5 protein-coding genes, 3 rRNA genes and 4 pseudogenes are annotated in these 17,454 nt (G+C 43.8%); 1 reads left to right on the top strand and 11 read right to left on the bottom strand.

Annotated elements, in window-relative coordinates; genetic code table 11:
• Nucleotides 1-60 precede the first annotated feature (60 nt).
• The 3 genes and pseudogenes from ACRWSG_RS15600 to ACRWSG_RS15590 all read right to left on the bottom strand — a co-directional run bounded on the left by ACRWSG_RS15600 (nt 61) and on the right by ACRWSG_RS15590 (nt 4,652).
• Nucleotides 61-1,424, bottom strand: a pseudogene (locus ACRWSG_RS15600) (alanine/glycine:cation symporter family protein).
• Between the two features lie 453 nt (nt 1,425-1,877).
• Nucleotides 1,878-3,007: pseudogene (locus tag ACRWSG_RS15595) on the bottom strand (M14 family metallopeptidase).
• 202 nt (nt 3,008-3,209) lie between these two features.
• Nucleotides 3,210-4,652 (bottom strand): glyceraldehyde-3-phosphate dehydrogenase, encoded by a 1,443-nt coding sequence (locus ACRWSG_RS15590; RefSeq protein WP_054552896.1) that lies wholly within the window; start codon nt 4,650-4,652, stop codon nt 3,210-3,212.
• 174 nt (nt 4,653-4,826) lie between these two features.
• Between ACRWSG_RS15590 and ACRWSG_RS15585 the strand changes: the two are divergent.
• A pseudogene (locus tag ACRWSG_RS15585) lies at nt 4,827-5,632 on the top strand (DUF2989 domain-containing protein).
• 64 nt (nt 5,633-5,696) lie between these two features.
• Here the strand turns inward: ACRWSG_RS15585 and ihfA are convergent.
• The 8 genes and pseudogenes from ihfA to ACRWSG_RS15545 all read right to left on the bottom strand — a co-directional run bounded on the left by ihfA (nt 5,697) and on the right by ACRWSG_RS15545 (nt 16,918).
• Nucleotides 5,697-5,996 carry an integration host factor subunit alpha gene (gene ihfA, locus ACRWSG_RS15580; protein WP_002960690.1) on the bottom strand — a complete coding sequence of 100 codons (300 nt, stop codon included), beginning with the start codon at nt 5,994-5,996 and terminating at the stop codon, nt 5,697-5,699.
• A gap of 2 nt (nt 5,997-5,998) precedes the next feature.
• Nucleotides 5,999-8,386 (bottom strand): phenylalanine--tRNA ligase subunit beta, encoded by a 2,388-nt coding sequence (pheT, locus tag ACRWSG_RS15575; protein WP_462166671.1) that lies wholly within the window; start codon nt 8,384-8,386, stop codon nt 5,999-6,001.
• Between the two features lie 15 nt (nt 8,387-8,401).
• Nucleotides 8,402-9,382: a phenylalanine--tRNA ligase subunit alpha gene (gene pheS, locus ACRWSG_RS15570; RefSeq protein WP_062568835.1), complete on the bottom strand. Its 981-nt coding sequence runs from the start codon at nt 9,380-9,382 to the stop codon at nt 8,402-8,404.
• A 77-nt stretch (nt 9,383-9,459) separates the two neighbouring features.
• Nucleotides 9,460-10,171, bottom strand: a pseudogene (hda, locus tag ACRWSG_RS15565) (DnaA regulatory inactivator Hda).
• Entirely contained in the window at nt 10,171-11,226 is a 1,056-nt protein-coding gene (locus ACRWSG_RS15560; protein ID WP_138618828.1) for a DUF2066 domain-containing protein, read from the bottom strand. Before ACRWSG_RS15560 ends, hda begins: the two are co-directional and overlap by 1 nt.
• Before the next feature lie 618 nt (nt 11,227-11,844).
• Nucleotides 11,845-11,959 (bottom strand): 5S ribosomal RNA (gene rrf, locus ACRWSG_RS15555).
• A gap of 157 nt (nt 11,960-12,116) precedes the next feature.
• A 23S ribosomal RNA gene (locus ACRWSG_RS15550) occupies nt 12,117-15,095 on the bottom strand.
• A 282-nt stretch (nt 15,096-15,377) separates the two neighbouring features.
• Nucleotides 15,378-16,918 (bottom strand): 16S ribosomal RNA (locus ACRWSG_RS15545).
• Together the 16S, 23S and 5S rRNA genes form the textbook arrangement of a ribosomal RNA operon.
• Between the last annotated feature and the right edge of the window lie 536 nt (nt 16,919-17,454).

The raw sequence follows: 17,454 nt of genomic DNA, 5'->3' as shown, positions 1-17,454 counted from the left end.
TCGAAAACCTGCACAACTAAATTCACCGTAAAAACTCAAAAAAACGATTTATTGTTTCTGTTACGCCTTTTCAGCTAGACGCTTTTCCCAGAAAGTCGCATTTTTAATGCCTAATTTAACTGGATCAAAAGTGATTTCACCACCGGCTTTCTTTTGATCTTTCGTAATCACGTAAACAGTTAAGTGCAGGTTTTGCGACAAAGAAAATAGCCAAAATACCCACAATATTGATCCGGTCATTAAGCCTACGCCAATGTCACCAATATTCCAGATGTAACCTGAGTTGTTTACCATACCGTAAGCCACCATAAACATGATGACAAACTTCACAACAACCAACGGAATATTGCCTTTGAAATAACGGTTTAAATAAGCAACGTTCGTTTCAGCAATATAGTAATAAGCAAGAATTGTAGTAAATGCGAAGAAGAATAAAGCAATACCAACGAATGCTTCACCAAAGCCACCAAATACGCTAAATAATGCCATTTGTGTAAAAGCAGCAGAGCCTACTTCAGTTGCAGCATCAACGTTTTGCACAATGAATTGACCTGCAGGTAACTCACCCACAATGTTGTATTGTTTAGTGATTAGAATCATTAACGCAGTTGCTGTACAAACAAAAATGGTATCAACATAAACAGAAAATGCTTGCACTAAGCCTTGTTGAGCTGGGTGATCTACCTCGGCAGCTGATGCTGCATGCGGACCCGTACCTTGCCCTGCTTCGTTTGAGTAAATACCACGTTTAACACCCCAACCAATAGCAGCACCAAAGCCTGCTTGCGCGGTGAATGCATCAGATAAATCATTGAGAAGATACCTGGCACTTTATCTAGGTTTAAGAACACCACGATTAACGCTAACACGATGTAACCTAGCGCCATAAATGGCACCACAATTTGTGTGAAGTTTGCGATACGTTTAATGCCACCAAAGATGATAAATGCAAGCACAATTAAGATGATTGCAAGAGCAACCAACTTAAAGCTACCTACTTCACCAAAGCTGGTGCTAACCAATGTGCCTTCACCAAAAACTTGTGTGAATGCATTACCTACCGCATTCGCTTGAACGCCCGGAAGGAATACACCACAAGCAATAATCGCCGACACTGCAAATAATACGGCTAACCACTTTTGCTGTAAGCAGCGGTCGAAGTAATATGCTGGGCCACCGCGATATTGACCGTCTTCTTCTGATTTATAAATCTGACCAAGTGTTGACTCGGCATATGCAGTACTTGCGCCAAGGAACGCAACTATCCACATCCAGAAAATCGCACCCGGACCACCAAAGCCGATTGCTGCAGCAACCCCGGCAATATTACCTACACCTACACGGCCTGATAACGAAACCGCTAGCGCTTGAAACGAAGAAATACCCGTATCTGAATTATTAGAGCTAAGTAATAATTTACACATTTCTTTAAAATGTCTAACTTGTGCGAATCGGGTTAAAACGGAATAAAACAGACCTGCACCTAGACATAAATAAATGAGTGCATCACTCCAAATTATGTCGTTAACGGCGCTTACTAAAGCTTCCATGGATATCCTCTATGATTATATTTTTTATTGTTAGTTACGATACTCAGCGTGAGCTTGTGAGAATGCGCGACACGATAACTGTGAGAAATAAAAATGAAATTTTGTTACTTCACAGCTGAATATATTGGATATTAACTTAAACCAACCAAGTTTGTTAACAGTTAATTTTCAATATGATAAATGTACCTACTAAATTAACATTCGATGCATCCTGCTCTGCACCGCTGCTTTTTTAACTTTCATACCAATTTGTTTAATTAAGTATTTTTGCAAATTGGTATCAGATACAATTACGGGCATCAGTTTTGCTGATGCCCGTAAGGGTCGTTATCTTAATTTATCAACCACGTTAACAATAGCCGCTAACGTATCTTGACCAAATTGATACGAGCGACAATCTGACCAGCCATAATCTGGATCTGGTAAATCATCGTTATCTTTAAATGGCATCTCTACCGTGTAAGCTAATGCATTAAATTCATGCGCGACAGCAGAAGAACCGACAGTTAAGTTGGCCTAATTTACGGCTCATCTTTTGGGTAACCGTGTTCGTCTTGGAATTCAGGCGTCACAGTTAAAAGCGCAGCTTTAAAGCTATCTTCTAACTCTTTTAAGCGATCATCGTAGCCCGGGATACCTTCACTACCCGCAACAAAGTTATAAGGAATTGCTTCATCGCCATGAATATCTAAATGCATATCAAGGCCCGTTTCACGCATTTTGTTAAGCACTAAGAAAACTTCAGGGCTATTTTCCATGCTCGGTGTTTGCCATTCACGGTTCAAGTTAACGCCTTTAGCGTTAGTACGTAGGTGACCACGCACACTGCCATCTGGGTTCATATTTGGCACGATGTAGAATACCGCTTTAGATAATAGTGCCGCTGCATGTGGGTCTTCATCATCAAGTAATTTATGAAGTAAACCTTCAACGTACCACTCAGCCATAGTTTCGCCTGGGTGCTGGCGCGCCGTGATCCAGATTTTTTTCTTCTCACTGCTAGGAATACCCACACGTAAAACACTCATGTCACGGCCATCAAGGGTTTCGCCTAATGTTTCTAATTCACAGGCATGTTGGCTTTGTGCCCATGCTAGTAAATCTAAGTGACGGTCATAGCTGTATGGCGCAAAGTAAGCAAAGTACATGCTGCCGCACTCAGGCTCTACTTCAAATGATAGTGTGCCGTTTGCGTACTCAGATGGGACACGGAACCAAGTTTGACGGTCGTATGATGCAACCGCATGGTAACCTTCCCAGCCATCAGGGTATGCTGAGTTCTCTAGGTTATTAATGTGTAATTTATGGTTTTGAAACGCAGTTGTTTCAAGACGAAAGTGAAACCACTGGAAAAAATCAGACTGATTGTCTTTATTGATTTCTAATTGAATATTCAGTGGATCAACGGCTTCAATAACCTTGATATTACCACTGTCAAAATTGCTGGTGATTTTCATTCTATAAACCTATTGGTTAAAAATAATTCTTAGCTATTCGCTTGTTAGTTAAGAATTAAGTCAACGCTCTGTAGTTAGAACGTTTTGTTAGTAATATGGTGTAGACCCTTAACAGCCTATCACATGCTGAAAATTTGCAAAAACTTTCACGACTAAAAAAGCCAGCATAATGCTGGCTTCTAGATTCTTTATAACTTAGGTATTAGCGAGGTAAGCTTGGGAAAGTTACTTCAGCCATATCACGCATACAACGTACTACCTGACAGCTATAACCGAACTCGTTATCGTACCAAACGTAAAGTACAACGCGGTTGTCATCTACGATTGTCGCTTGTGAATCAACAACACCTGCGTAACGGCTACCTACTAAGTCAGTCGATACGATTTCAGTAGACGCTGTGTAATCGATTTGATCACGAAGGTCTGAATGAAGTGCTGTTTCACGTAAGAACGCATTTAGTTCTTCAACAGTTGTACCTTTTTCAAGGTTTAAGTTCAAGATAGCCATTGATACGTTTGGCGTAGGAACGCGGATAGCGTTACCAGTTAGTTTACCTTCAAGCTCAGGTAAAGCTTTAGAAACCGCTTTTGCAGCACCTGTTGAAGTGATAACCATGTTAAGTGCAGCAGCACGACCACGACGCTCAGCTTTGTGGTAGTTATCAATTAAGTTTTGGTCATTGGTGTACGAGTGAACAGTTTCAACGTGACCATTTTTGATACCAAACTTATCGTTAAGCGCTTTTAACGTTGGCGTAATAGCATTGGTCGTACAGCTTGCTGCACAGACAATCTTATCTTCAGGTTTGATATCTTGGTTGTTAACACCGTACACGATGTTCTTGATGTTACCTTTAGCTGGTGCAGTTAATAATACTTTTGCTGCGCCTTTCGCTTCTAAGTGCTGACCAAGGCCTGCTTCGTCTTTCCAAATACCTGTGTTATCAACAATAAGCGCATTCTCAATGCCGTAAGCTGTGTAATCAACTTCGCTTGGTGAGTTAGCATAGATAACTTGGATGTAGCTACCGTTAGCTTTAATTGCATTGCGCTCTTTGTCAATTGTAATTGAGCCATTGAATGGACCGTGGATAGAATCACGACGAAGTAAGCTTGCACGCTTTTCTAGGTCACCATCTTTACCACCACGTACAACGATTGCACGTAAACGTAGGTCTGCATAAGGACCTGACTTCTCGATTAAAAGACGCGCTAATAAACGACCGATACGACCGAAACCGTATAACACAACATCACGTGGTTCTTTACGCTCTGAGTTTGCGATTTCTGCTAATTCGTCAGTTAAGTACTCTTCAACTGAGCGACCTTTAGCAGCATCGTTAAACAAATAACCATACGCTAGTTTACCAATATCGATACGTGCTGAGTTTAAGTCCATTTTGCTAATTGCTTCTAAGAAAGGGAAGCTTTCACGTAAACGTAGTTTTGTACCTTCAAACTGAGCAACTGTTTTGTGTGCTTTGATGATATCGATTGTACTGGCATTAACGAGAGGACGGCCATATACAGCGATTTCGATACCACGATTACGGTAAAGTCTACCAATGATAGGTTGCATACTTTCTGCGTAATCTTGACGTTCTTGCCAGCTGCTTGTGTATTCTAACTCGTGAGATGAGGTCATTTTTTTTACCTAATTAAACAATTTTGAACGGATAGCCTTAAAAAATGTGTTGTGATTTGAGAGCAACACATCTCAGGCAGGGGTATTCTAATTTAAACTCGAACGATTCTCCACTGTTACAGAACAAATCATTGCGCTAGAATAAAGTAGTACAAATTAAGTAGAGGTTAAGGAATGTTATTAAGAGCAAGCGTGTTGCTTGGTTTATTGGCATTAGCAGGCTGTGAAGATCCGCTTACACTGGCGAAAGTGTGCGACGAAACACCTGGCTTCTGCAGTGATTTAAATAAAGACAGTCACTGTAAAGAGCAACGTGCCGAGGTCATCATTCAACGTTATGTTGAATATAAGTCGCCAACAGACGAAAACAAATACCAATTATTAAAAGACTTTGAGAAATACGATCAATGTGTATCGCTTGCGATAAGATTGAGCATATAAAACTAAAAGAAAAAACCACCTCTCGCGTTGAAGGTCATTTAACAAGCATTAAAGAAATGACACGTATTTTTCAAGATACCAAAAATACGAACCACCCTGGTTTGTTGTATTACCATTGGTCACGTAATAACGACCAATCAGCGTTAACTAAACTACTCGCCCTTGAAGAAAAGCAAGATAAACGGGTGACCGAAGATGCTGAAATGCAGTTTTTCTTGGCAAGCTACTACGTGAAGTTTGATGATGAAAAAACCATTGATTTGCTATACAAAACGCTCGAGTTAAATAAAGCAGGTGAAACACCTAACCCTGAGATTTACCCTACTCTTGTGAGCTTATTTTACAAACACGAAAAGTATAAGCACGCATACACTTTTGCACGCGTAGCACAATTATCAGGGTATGAAAATGTCGATATTTTACCTATCGAGCATCAACTCGCTGCCGCAGGCAAAAGCCTAGACAGCTTAGATGATTTAGCACAAAAAACCTACGACAGTATCCAAGAAGGAAGCTTCGTATCACCACGCGGGTTTTGATAATTCCAACTCGCTAATGTGCAGTGCTCAGACAAATAAAAAAGGCAGCTAACGCTGCCTTTTCTTATTTTGCTTTGCTTGTGCCAACTTCTACACGAGTTTTTAGCTTTTGACCTGGTCTAAAAGTCACAACTCTGCGCGCCGAAATAGGAATATCTTCACCTGTTTTCGGATTGCGGCCTGGACGTTCTTTTTTATCTCGAAGATCAAAGTTACCAAATCCAGAGAGCTTAACCTGCTCGCCTTTTTCTAGCGCTGAGCGGATTTCTTCAAAAAACGCTTCAACTAAATCTTTGGCATCTTTTTTATTGATCCCGAGTTTTTCAAATAGGTGTTCAGCTATGTCGGCTTTAGTAAGCGCCATATCTAGTCCCTCAACGATGCGTTAAATTGTTCGGCCAGTGCGGCCACCACATTATCAACTACTTGATTGATATCTTTCTCTTCGAGCGTTCTATCAACCGCTTGCAGTGTTAGAGCAATCGCCAAACTCTTATAATTTGGCTCAATACCTTTGCCCTTATACACATCGAATAAGTTTAGGTCAACCAATTGATTTCCGCCAACTTTTTCTATGACATTTAAAATATCGCCAGATTTTACGTGATCTTCCACTAAAATCGCGATATCACGGCGGTTTGACGGGAATTTCGACACTGCCACTGCTTCTGGTAATTTTCTTTTTTCTAGTGCAGACATTTCGATTTCAAACACAAATGCTGTGTTGTTGATATCTAGTGACTTTTGCACCTGTGGGTGCACTGCACCAAAGAAACCTACTTTTTTACCATCAACATAAATAACGGCTGATTGGCCTGGGTGTAAGCCATCAGACTGCTCTGCTTTTATCTCAAAACGTGACGAATCGTTACTAATAGCTAAAAGTGCTTCAACATCACCTTTTAAGTCATAGAAATCAACGCTACGCTTTTCTTGAACCCAATGTTCACCGTGTGCAAGACCTGAAATTACACCACCGATAACAGCAACTTGGTTTACACCGTTTTCAGCATTTTCGTCACGTAAGAATTTTAAGCCGTGCTCAAATAAACGTACACGTGGTTGCTGACGGTTTTGATTATAAACTAGAGACGCTAATAGACCCGGCATCAAGCTCACGCGCATTGCCGACATTTCAACCGAAATTGGGTGTGGCAATACAAGCGCATCACTTTGCGGGTGTAAAATTTCTTGTGCTTTTGGATCAACGAAGCTGTAAGTAATTGCTTCTTGGTAACCACGAGTTACAAGCGTATTGCGGAATTTAGTAACTGCAACATGCGACTCGTCATGGTTAGTCATTTTTAATTTAGCAGTTGGTGCAACGTTAGGAATGCTGTTATAGCCGTAAACACGCGCAACTTCTTCAATTAAATCTTCTTCGATACGAATATCAAAGCGATAGCTAGGTACGTCAGCACTCCATACACCATCAACAACTTTAACGTCTAAACCTAAACGCGTTAGGATGTCAGTTACTTTTGCATCATCAATGTGGTGGCCAATTACACGGTCTAAACGCTCACGACGTAAACGCACTTCTGTTACTTTTGGTAATTTGTCAGTTGCAACTGCTTCAACAACTGGGCCTGCTTCACCGCCAACAATTTCAAGAAGTAATGCTGTCGCACGTTCCATTGCATCTTTTTGCAGTGCAAAATCTACACCACGCTCGTAACGGTGTGACGCATCAGTGTGTAAACCGTAGCTTCGTGCTTGACCCGCAATAGCGACAGGGTTAAAGAACGCACTTTCTAATAAAATATCTGATGTTGCTTCAGTTACACCTGATTTTTCACCACCAAAAATACCTGCTATAGCAAGCGCTTTATTGTGATCAGCAATCACAAGCGTTGACTCGTTTAGTTTTGCAGTGTTGCCATCTAACAGAACTAACTCTTCACCCGCGTTTGCGCTACGTACTTTAATACCACCTTCAATCGCATTTAAATCAAATGCGTGCATTGGGTGGCCTAGCTCTAATAACACGTAGTTTGTTACATCAACAACAGGGTCAATTGAGCGAATACCACTGCGACGCAGTTTTTCTACCATCCAAAGTGGTGTTTCTGCATCAAGGTTAATACCTTTAATTACACGCCCTAAATAACGAGGACACGCTTCATCATTCACAAGCTCAATCGATACTTTGTCATCAATCGTTGCAGCAACTGGTGCGATTTCAAGTGTGTTTACATCAACACTGTTAAGTACACCAACTTCGCGCGCTAGGCCTTTGATACCTAGGCAATCACCACGGTTAGGTGTTAAGTCAACATCAATAATGTTGTCGTCTAGGCTTAAGTACTCACGTAAATCAGTACCGATTGGTGCATCACTTGGTAATTCCATGATGCCATCACCTTCTTCGCTGATACCTAACTCAACGAATGCGCACAGCATACCGTGTGAAGGTTGACCACGAAGTTTGGCTTTTTTGATTTTGAAGTCGCCTGGTAATACAGCGCCAACAGTCGCAACAGCGACTTTTAAACCTTGGCGACAGTTAGGTGCACCACACACGATATCAAGTAGCTCATCACCGCCTACGTTTACTTTAGTTACACGTAACTTATCAGCGTCTGGGTGTTGACCACACTCAACTACTTCACCAACAACAACGCCTGTGAACTCAGCTGCTGCAGGCTCAACACCGTCAACTTCAAGACCAGCCATTGATAACTGTTCCGAAAGAGCCTGTGTGTCGATTGCTGGGTTAACCCACTCTCTTAACCACTTTTCACTAAATTTCATTTTATATCTTCACTCTTAACGGAACTGGTTTAGGAATTTTAAATCGTTTTCGAAAAATGCACGTAAGTCGTTTACGCCGTAACGCAACATCGTCAAGCGCTCAACACCCATACCGAATGCAAAGCCTGTGTATTTTTCTGGATCAATACCCACTGATTTAAGAACGTTAGGGTGAACCATGCCACAGCCTAATACCTCTAACCACTTGCCGTTTTTACCCATAACATCAACCTCAGCTGATGGCTCGGTAAATGGGAAGTAAGAAGGACGGAAACGAATTTCCATATCTTCTTCAAAGAAGTTACGTAAGAAGTCGTGCAGAATACCTTTTAACTCAGTGAAGCTTACATCTGTATCAACCATTAAGCCTTCCACTTGGTGGAACATTGGCGTGTGTGTTTGGTCGTAATCGTTACGATAAACACGACCTGGAGAAATGATGCGCAGTGGTGGCTGCTCAGTTTCCATGGTACGGATTTGTACACCACTTGTTTGTGTACGTAACACAAGCTTAGGGTTGAAATAGAAAGTATCGTGATCAGCACGCGCTGGGTGGTGCTCAGGAATATTTAGCGCATCGAAGTTATGAAAATCATCTTCAACTTCAGGACCTGATTTAACCGCAAAACCTAACTCACCAAAAAAGCTTTCAATACGTTCAATAGTACGAGTTACTGGGTGTAAGCCACCTGTTGGCATAACACGACCCGGTAAAGTTACGTCGATCGTTTCTGCCGCTAGCTTCTCTTCAAGAGCCTTACTTGCTAGTAACTCACGCTTTTCGTTAATGGCTGTTTGTACTTCTTGTTTTGCTTGGTTAATCACTTGACCCGCTTCTTTACGCTCTTCAGGGGCAATCTTGCCTAGCGTTTTAAGTAAGTTGGTGATTTCACCTTTTTTACCAAGGTAATTAACCCTGATATCTTCTAATTGCGCGATTTCGTTCGCACTGGCAACAGCCTCAAGTGCTTGCGCTAAAATATTTTCTAAGTTCATTGAGTACCTGGTCTTTCACAGAAGGATTTTTGTAATAGCTAATGATAACTGAAAGCAAGGACTAGATTCTAGCCCTACTAAAGCTTTAACGTTGATTTTATAAAAGGAATTGTTAATTTTCTTTGTGCAGCCATTGAGGCGTGGTCAAGTTTATCTAAAACGTCTAATAATGCACGCATATCACGGCTTAATCGCGTTAATAAAAAGCGCGCGCATTCATCAGTCAATTCAAACGCCACGCATGTGAGCACGGCGTACGAGCGCTTCGGCTTTGTCATCATCGCTCATTGAACGAATTTGTAACGTTGTGCCCCACTTCAAACGCGAAACTAAATCCGGTAGGTTGATATGCAGCATGTCAGGTAATAAATCAGCTGTGACCACAAGGTATTTACCCGGCTCATTGAAGCGATTGAAAAAGTTAAATAATCCTTTCTCCCATGCATCGTTGCCTGCTACCAAGTGCACGTCATCAATACATAACACGTCAAGGTTTTCGAGACCTTCAAGTACCACAGGGCCGTAGTCAATTACTTCACGCATCGAAAGTAACATGGTTGACAAACCGCGCTCTTGAGCGTGAATACAGGTCGCATACAACAGGTGCGATTTACCTGAATCGCCCAAACCGCATAAATAAGTATATTGAAATTTGTTACTAAGCTTTGTGAACGCATCTTTAAGGTGACTCACTTCAAGCGAGTTTTCGCCACCAAAATAAGAAGTAAATGTTTCATCATCAGGCAAAGTAACTGGTAATGCCATTTGCATTGGTTCTTGCACTGCGATTAAAGCCCCTGCCACTGATATTCAAGCTCATCTTTATTGACTACTTGATAGAAATCACGCGGGTCCTGATACGCTTTAAAGGCACTATCAAGTTCTAACGCTTTTCTAAAATCATTCATGCTGCCAGTGTGATTAACAGTAAATTGAACGCTATCAGGTGTACGCACAGATATTACGGCACGAGTAACAACACTTAAGCTCTCTAAACGGCGTTTAGCAAATTCAATATCAACAAAGTTATTGATACCTTTAAGATAGAAAGTTGCTGTCGCAAGTTGGCCAATCATCGTTGGATCTATTGCGTATTCTGCTGCTAAGCCACCTGCTAAACTATCAATCATATCTGCAACAATTTGCTGCTTATCACCCATCAAACGATTAGTATCGAATAATTCAGCATTAGTGAAACGCCAATCAAGGATCCAGGTTTCTGAATCAGCTTGTTGATACATTCTTGCAGTAATACTGCGCTCAGCACTATAACGGCTTGAAGCTCGCTCTACAGGCTCAGAGAAATTACCCCACACTTCTGGTATCCCAACAATAGCGCGATCTTGTAAATCAAGTAGTGGCACAACGACAGGTAAACCACGACGACTTGCTTTGTCGTATATAAGCTGTTCAAGCTGTGGGTATGATTCTTGAGTAACCAATTCACGGCGCCAGTTATCTTCAATACCTAGCCAGATCGCCACTAAAGGACGACGTGTGCCCCATAATGGCAAGCCAAGATCTTTGATTAATGCATTAATCTTATTGGCTTCGAACTTAACGACCAGATTTAAACTGCCATCTGCTTTTTCGTCATATTCAAATTTGAGCATGTAATCGGAAATGTCGCGGGTGCGTTGTTTAGCAACCGGGTTTTGATCTGCGCTTGTGTCCCCACTTACTTTCACCAACACATTTAGCAGCGCTTCACGGCTTGCTGCCAAACGAGCATCACGTGATTTGTCTGCAACTTTAAGAGTATCTTGATATAAATTAGTCACCTCAACAGCAAAGGTTGAAGCACTCGAAAAAAATAATAATAAACAAATAAGTAATCTAGACACAAACCATTAGTTCTTGCTTTTAAACTGATTTGATCCTAAATCAAAGCCATAAACAAAGCAAAGTTAATTTAATGAACGGCAGCTGAGCGAGTTCGTGAATTACAAGAGTAAAGTTAACGAGGGGAAAGTTGAAGGAGTAAAGGTTTGGAAGTCTGGCGTAGGTTGGGTAGAGCGAAGCGTAACCCAACACATCACAGAGCTATCAGCTTTCAGCCGTCAGCGATCAGCCGCGCGGTGGGGTTGTTTAGGTAATAGCCTCCCTCAGCAATAAAGTCCTGCAAGAGGCACTTCAGAGTTGCCTATTAGCAAGGTAAAGCTTGAAGGTCTGGCGTAGGTTGGGTAGAGCGCAGCGAAACCCAACAGCGTGGTAATTCGTCATGCACAATGAAGAGGTAAAGTTCATTAATAAAAGACGAATTAGCGCAAGGTGAAGTAAGCCATTTTAGAGATCGCCAAGCTGTTAGACCAGTAGAGATTTTAAGAATTTTTAACCATGGAATTATGAAGAGGTTCACATGGATTGTGTTGGGTTTCGCTACGCTCTACCCAACCTACCTAGCTGAAAGCTAAAACGCAAAAAAGCCCGACTCTTTCGAATCGGGCTTTCTTTAATTTGGAGCCTGGCGATGACCTACTTTCACATAGCAGCTGCTACACTATCATCGGCGCTGTTTCGTTTCACTACTGAGTTCGGCATGGGGTCAGGTGGGTCCAAAACGCTATTGTCACCAAGCAAATTTGGTTTTAATTCGCTCTTTTGAGCAAATTAATAAATTCGGAAATCTGATATTTTCTTACAGCTTAAAGCTTATGGCTTACAGCTTCGTAAAATCTACTTTAGTAACTTAACTTCTGTTCGTTACGCTGTCATAAAACGCGTTTGGCGTTGTATGGTTAAGCCTCACGGGTAATTAGTACAGGTTAGCTTAATGGCTCACACCACTTCCACATCCTGCCTATCAACGTTGTAGTCTTCAACGGCCCTTCAGAGACTTTAAAAGTCTAGTGAGAACTCATCTCGAGGCCTGCTTCGCGCTTAGATGCTTTCAGCGCTTATCAGTTCCGAACGTAGCTACCGGGCAGTGCCATTGGCATGACAACCCGAACACCAGCGGTTCGTTCACTCCGGTCCTCTCGTACTAGGAGCAACCCCTCTCAATTCTCAAACGCCCACGGCAGATAGGGACCGAACTGTCTCACGACGTTCTAAACCCAGCTCGCGTACCACTTTAAATGGCGAACAGCCATACCCTTGGGACCGACTTCAGCCCCAGGATGTGATGAGCCGACATCGAGGTGCCAAACACCGCCGTCGATATGAACTCTTGGGCGGTATCAGCCTGTTATCCCCGGAGTACCTTTTATCCGTTGAGCGATGGCCCTTCCATTCAGAACCACCGGATCACTATGACCTACTTTCGTACCTGCTCGACGTGTCTGTCTCGCAGTTAAGCTGGCTTCTACCATTACACTAACCGTACGATGTCCGACCGTACTTAGCCAACCTTCGTGCTCCTCCGTTACTCTTTGGGAGGAGACCGCCCCAGTCAAACTACCCACCAGGCACTGTCCGTAACCCCGATTAGGGGCCAACGTTAGAACATCAACACTACAAGGGTGGTATTTCAAGGACGGCTCCACAAAAACTAGCGTTTCTGCTTCAAAGCCTCCCACCTATCCTACACATGTAGGGTCAATGTTCAGTGCCAAGCTGTAGTAAAGGTTCACGGGGTCTTTCCGTCTAGCCGCGGGTACACAGCATCTTCACTGCGATTTCAATTTCACTGAGTCTCGGGTGGAGACAGCGTGGCCATGGTTACACCATTCGTGCAGGTCGGAACTTACCCGACAAGGAATTTCGCTACCTTAGGACCGTTATAGTTACGGCCGCCGTTTACCGGGGCTTCGATCAAGAGCTTCGTCCGAAAACTAACCCCATCAATTAACCTTCCGGCACCGGGCAGGTGTCACACCGTATACGTCATCTTGCGATTTTGCACAGTGCTGTGTTTTTAATAAACAGTCCCAGCCACCTGGTCACTGCGGCTCCCGTCCGCTTAGAGAGCAAGTCTCATCACAGATAGGAGCGTACCTTCTCCCGAAGTTACGGTACAATTTTGCCTAGTTCCTTCACCCGAGTTCTCTCAAGCGCCTTAGTATTCTCTACCTGACCACCTGTGTCGGTTTGGGGTACGATTCGGTATAATCTGAAGCTTAGAGGCTTTTCCTGGAAGTATGGCATCAACAACTTCACACCCTTGGGTGCTCGTCTCGTGTCTCAGTCTTAGCAACCCGGATTTTCCTAAGTCACCAACCTACTCACTTTCACATGGACAACCAACGCCATGCTTGTTTAGCCTGCTCCGTCCCCCCATCGCAATTATACCAAGTACGGGAATATTAACCCGTTTCCCATCGACTACGCCTTTCGGCCTCGCCTTAGGGGTCGACTTACCCTACCCTGATTAACATGGGATAGGAACCCTTGGTCTTCCGGCGTGCGGGTTTTTCACCCGCATTATCGTTACTCATGTCAGCATTCGCACTTCTGATACCTCCAGCAAACCTCCCGGTTCACCTTCAACGGCTTACAGAACGCTCCCCTACCACTTGAGCATACCCCGAAACTATCTCTACCACCGACTCACGTTCGGGGGCGCTTGAACGTTGGGCGCTTCGCGCTGTCAACGTTAATCAAAATAGCTTGGGTGGTATGCTCAAATCCGCAGCTTCGGTGCATAGTTTAGCCCCGTTACATCTTCCGCGCAGACCGACTCGACCAGTGAGCTATTACGCTTTCTTTAAAGGATGGCTGCTTCTAAGCCAACCTCCTGGCTGTCTGGGCCTTTCCACATCGTTTCCCACTTAACTATGACTTTGGGACCTTAGCTGGCGGTCTGGGTTGTTTCCCTCTTCACGACGGACGTTAGCACCCGCCGTGTGTCTCCCGGATAGTACTTTACGGTATTCGGAGTTTGCAAAGGGTTGGTAAGTCGGGATGACCCCCTAGCCTTAACAGTGCTCTACCCCCGTAAGTATTCGTCCGAGGCTCTACCTAAATAGATTTCGGGGAGAACCAGCTATCTCCCGGTTTGATTAGCCTTTCACTCCTAGCCACAGGTCATCCCCTAACTTTTCAACGTTAGTGGGTTCGGTCCTCCAGTTGATGTTACTCAACCTTCAACCTGCCCATGGCTAGATCACCGGGTTTCGGGTCTATACCTTGCAACTATACGCCCAGTTAAGACTCGGTTTCCCTACGGCTACCCTAATCGGTTAACCTCGCTACAAAATATAAGTCGCTGACCCATTATACAAAAGGTACGCAGTCACCCTCGAAGGGCTCCTACTGCTTGTACGTACACGGTTTCAGGTTCTATTTCACTCCCCTCACAGGGGTTCTTTTCGCCTTTCCCTCACGGTACTGGTTCACTATCGGTCAGTTGGGAGTATTTAGCCTTAGATGATGGTCCACCTATATTCAGTCAAAGTTTCACGTGCTCCGACCTACTCGATTTCACTTAAGATGCATTTTCGTGTACGGGACTATCACCCTGTATCGTCAAACTTTCCAGAATGTTCCACTAACACATAATAAGCTTAAGGGCTGGTCCGGTTTCGCTCGCCGCTACTTCCGGAATCTCGGTTGATTTCTGTTCCTACGGGTACTTAGATGTTTCAGTTCTCCGCGTTCGCCTCTTACACCTATGTATTCAGTGTAAGATACCTGCAAGCAGGTGGGTTTCCCCATTCGGAAATCCTAGTCTCAAGCGCTTTTTACTAGCTTGACTAGGCTTATCGCAAGTTAATACGTCCTTCATCGCCTCCAACTGCCAAGGCATCCACCGTGTACGCTTAGTCACTTAACCATACAACCCAAACGGGTCTTTGTTAGTGACAGCTGTTAACTTCGCCAGAAGTTAATTCATCAAATAATGATGAGAATACTAAAGTAGATACCGATTAATCATTGCTGATTAACTGGCATATTTTTTACTTTTGAAAACTCTTTATAGATACGAATATCTATAAGAATTTTAATATCAGCTTTCCAAATTTTTAAAGAGCATATTAATTAGTTAAACCAAAGTGGTTTAGCTAACTAACAATCATCTGTGTGGACACTACGAACAAATAAGTTCTAAATCGTATAAGGAGGTGATCCAGCCCCAGGTTCCCCTAGGGCTACCTTGTTACGACTTCACCCCAGTCATGAATCACTCCGTGGTGAACGTCCTCCCGAAGGTTAGACTATCCACTTCTGGAGCAACCCACTCCCATGGTGTGACGGGCGGTGTGTACAAGGCCCGGGAACGTATTCACCGCGTCATTCTGATACGCGATTACTAGCGATTCCGACTTCATGGAGTCGAGTTGCAGACTCCAATCCGGACTACGACGCACTTTAAGTGATTCGCTTACCCTCGCAGGTTCGCAGCACTCTGTATGCGCCATTGTAGCACGTGTGTAGCCCTACACGTAAGGGCCATGATGACTTGACGTCGTCCCCACCTTCCTCCGGTTTATCACCGGCAGTCTCCTTAGAGTTCCCGACCGAATCGCTGGCAACTAAGGATAGGGGTTGCGCTCGTTGCGGGACTTAACCCAACATCTCACAACACGAGCTGACGACAGCCATGCAGCACCTGTATCAGAGTTCCCGAAGGCACCAAACCATCTCTGGTAAGTTCTCTGTATGTCAAGTGTAGGTAAGGTTCTTCGCGTTGCATCGAATTAAACCACATGCTCCACCGCTTGTGCGGGCCCCCGTCAATTCATTTGAGTTTTAACCTTGCGGCCGTACTCCCCAGGCGGTCTACTTAATGCGTTAGCTTTGAAAAACAAGTCCGAAGACCCGAGCTTCTAGTAGACATCGTTTACGGCGTGGACTACCAGGGTATCTAATCCTGTTTGCTCCCCACGCTTTCGTACATGAGCGTCAGTGTTGACCCAGGTGGCTGCCTTCGCCATCGGTATTCCTTCAGATCTCTACGCATTTCACCGCTACACCTGAAATTCTACCACCCTCTATCACACTCTAGTTTGCCAGTTCGAAATGCAGTTCCCAGGTTGAGCCCGGGGCTTTCACATCTCGCTTAACAAACCGCCTGCGTACGCTTTACGCCCAGTAATTCCGATTAACGCTCGCACCCTCCGTATTACCGCGGCTGCTGGCACGGAGTTAGCCGGTGCTTCTTCTGTAAGTAACGTCACAGCTAAGTGCTATTAACACTTAACCTTTCCTCCTTACTGAAAGTGCTTTACAACCCGAAGGCCTTCTTCACACACGCGGCATGGCTGCATCAGGCTTGCGCCCATTGTGCAATATTCCCCACTGCTGCCTCCCGTAGGAGTCTGGGCCGTGTCTCAGTCCCAGTGTGGCTGATCATCCTCTCAAACCAGCTAGGGATCGTCGCCTTGGTGAGCCATTACCTCACCAACTAGCTAATCCCACTTGGGCTAATCTTATGGCGTGAGGCCCGAAGGTCCCCCACTTTGGTCCGTAGACATTATGCGGTATTAGCAGTCGTTTCCAACTGTTGTCCCCCACCATAAGGCATATTCCCAAGCATTACTCACCCGTCCGCCGCTCGTCAGCAGAGTAGCAAGCTACTCTCTGTTACCGCTCGACTTGCATGTGTTAGGCCTGCCGCCAGCGTTCAATCTGAGCCATGATCAAACTCTTCAATTAAAAGTTTTTTGTTTGAAGTAAACTTCAAACCATGCTCAATGAATTCTGAATTTTGATATCTTTCGATATCGAATTGACTATGAAGTCACTCAGTTACATTTGAGACTCTAAATTTGTTTGCTCCACTTAGTAAACTAAGCTTCGCTGTTAGAACTCAACCTGTACGAGTGCCCACACAGATGATTGCTTTACATTGTTAAAGAACGTTGCGACGCTGTCGCTAGGGATGCGTATAATACACCCTTAATTTTTCGAGTCAACACTTAATTTTAAACTTTCTTTTTAGACCGTTTTAAACCGAAGTTTTACTTAACTCTGTGTCACTTTGTTCAGCGCTTTTCATTGCTGCCCGCCGTGTCAGTGGATGCGCATTATAGGGATGCGAAGAATTAACGCAAGCACTTTTTGAAGGTTTTTTTGAATATTTTCAAATTAATCACATACCCACCAAATGCAAACAAGTTACCCACAAACCTCTGTGGATAACTGATGTTTTTTAGCAGAATAACTAAACTCTCCTCGCTTGTTATGGTAAC

Source organism: Pseudoalteromonas sp. GB43, assembly GCF_054923805.1.
This window is presented reverse-complemented; position numbering and strand designations above follow the sequence as displayed.

Excerpts from the sequence above, each read along its gene's own strand:
- ACRWSG_RS15590 (WP_054552896.1), bottom strand. The coding sequence starts at position 4,652 with ATGACCTCATCTCACGAGTTAGAATACACAAGCAGCTGGCAAGAACGT.
- ihfA (WP_002960690.1), bottom strand. The coding sequence starts at position 5,996 with ATGGCGCTTACTAAAGCCGACATAGCTGAACACCTATTTGAAAAACTC.
- pheT (WP_462166671.1), bottom strand. The coding sequence starts at position 8,386 with ATGAAATTTAGTGAAAAGTGGTTAAGAGAGTGGGTTAACCCAGCAATC.
- pheS (WP_062568835.1), bottom strand. The coding sequence starts at position 9,382 with ATGAACTTAGAAAATATTTTAGCGCAAGCACTTGAGGCTGTTGCCAGT.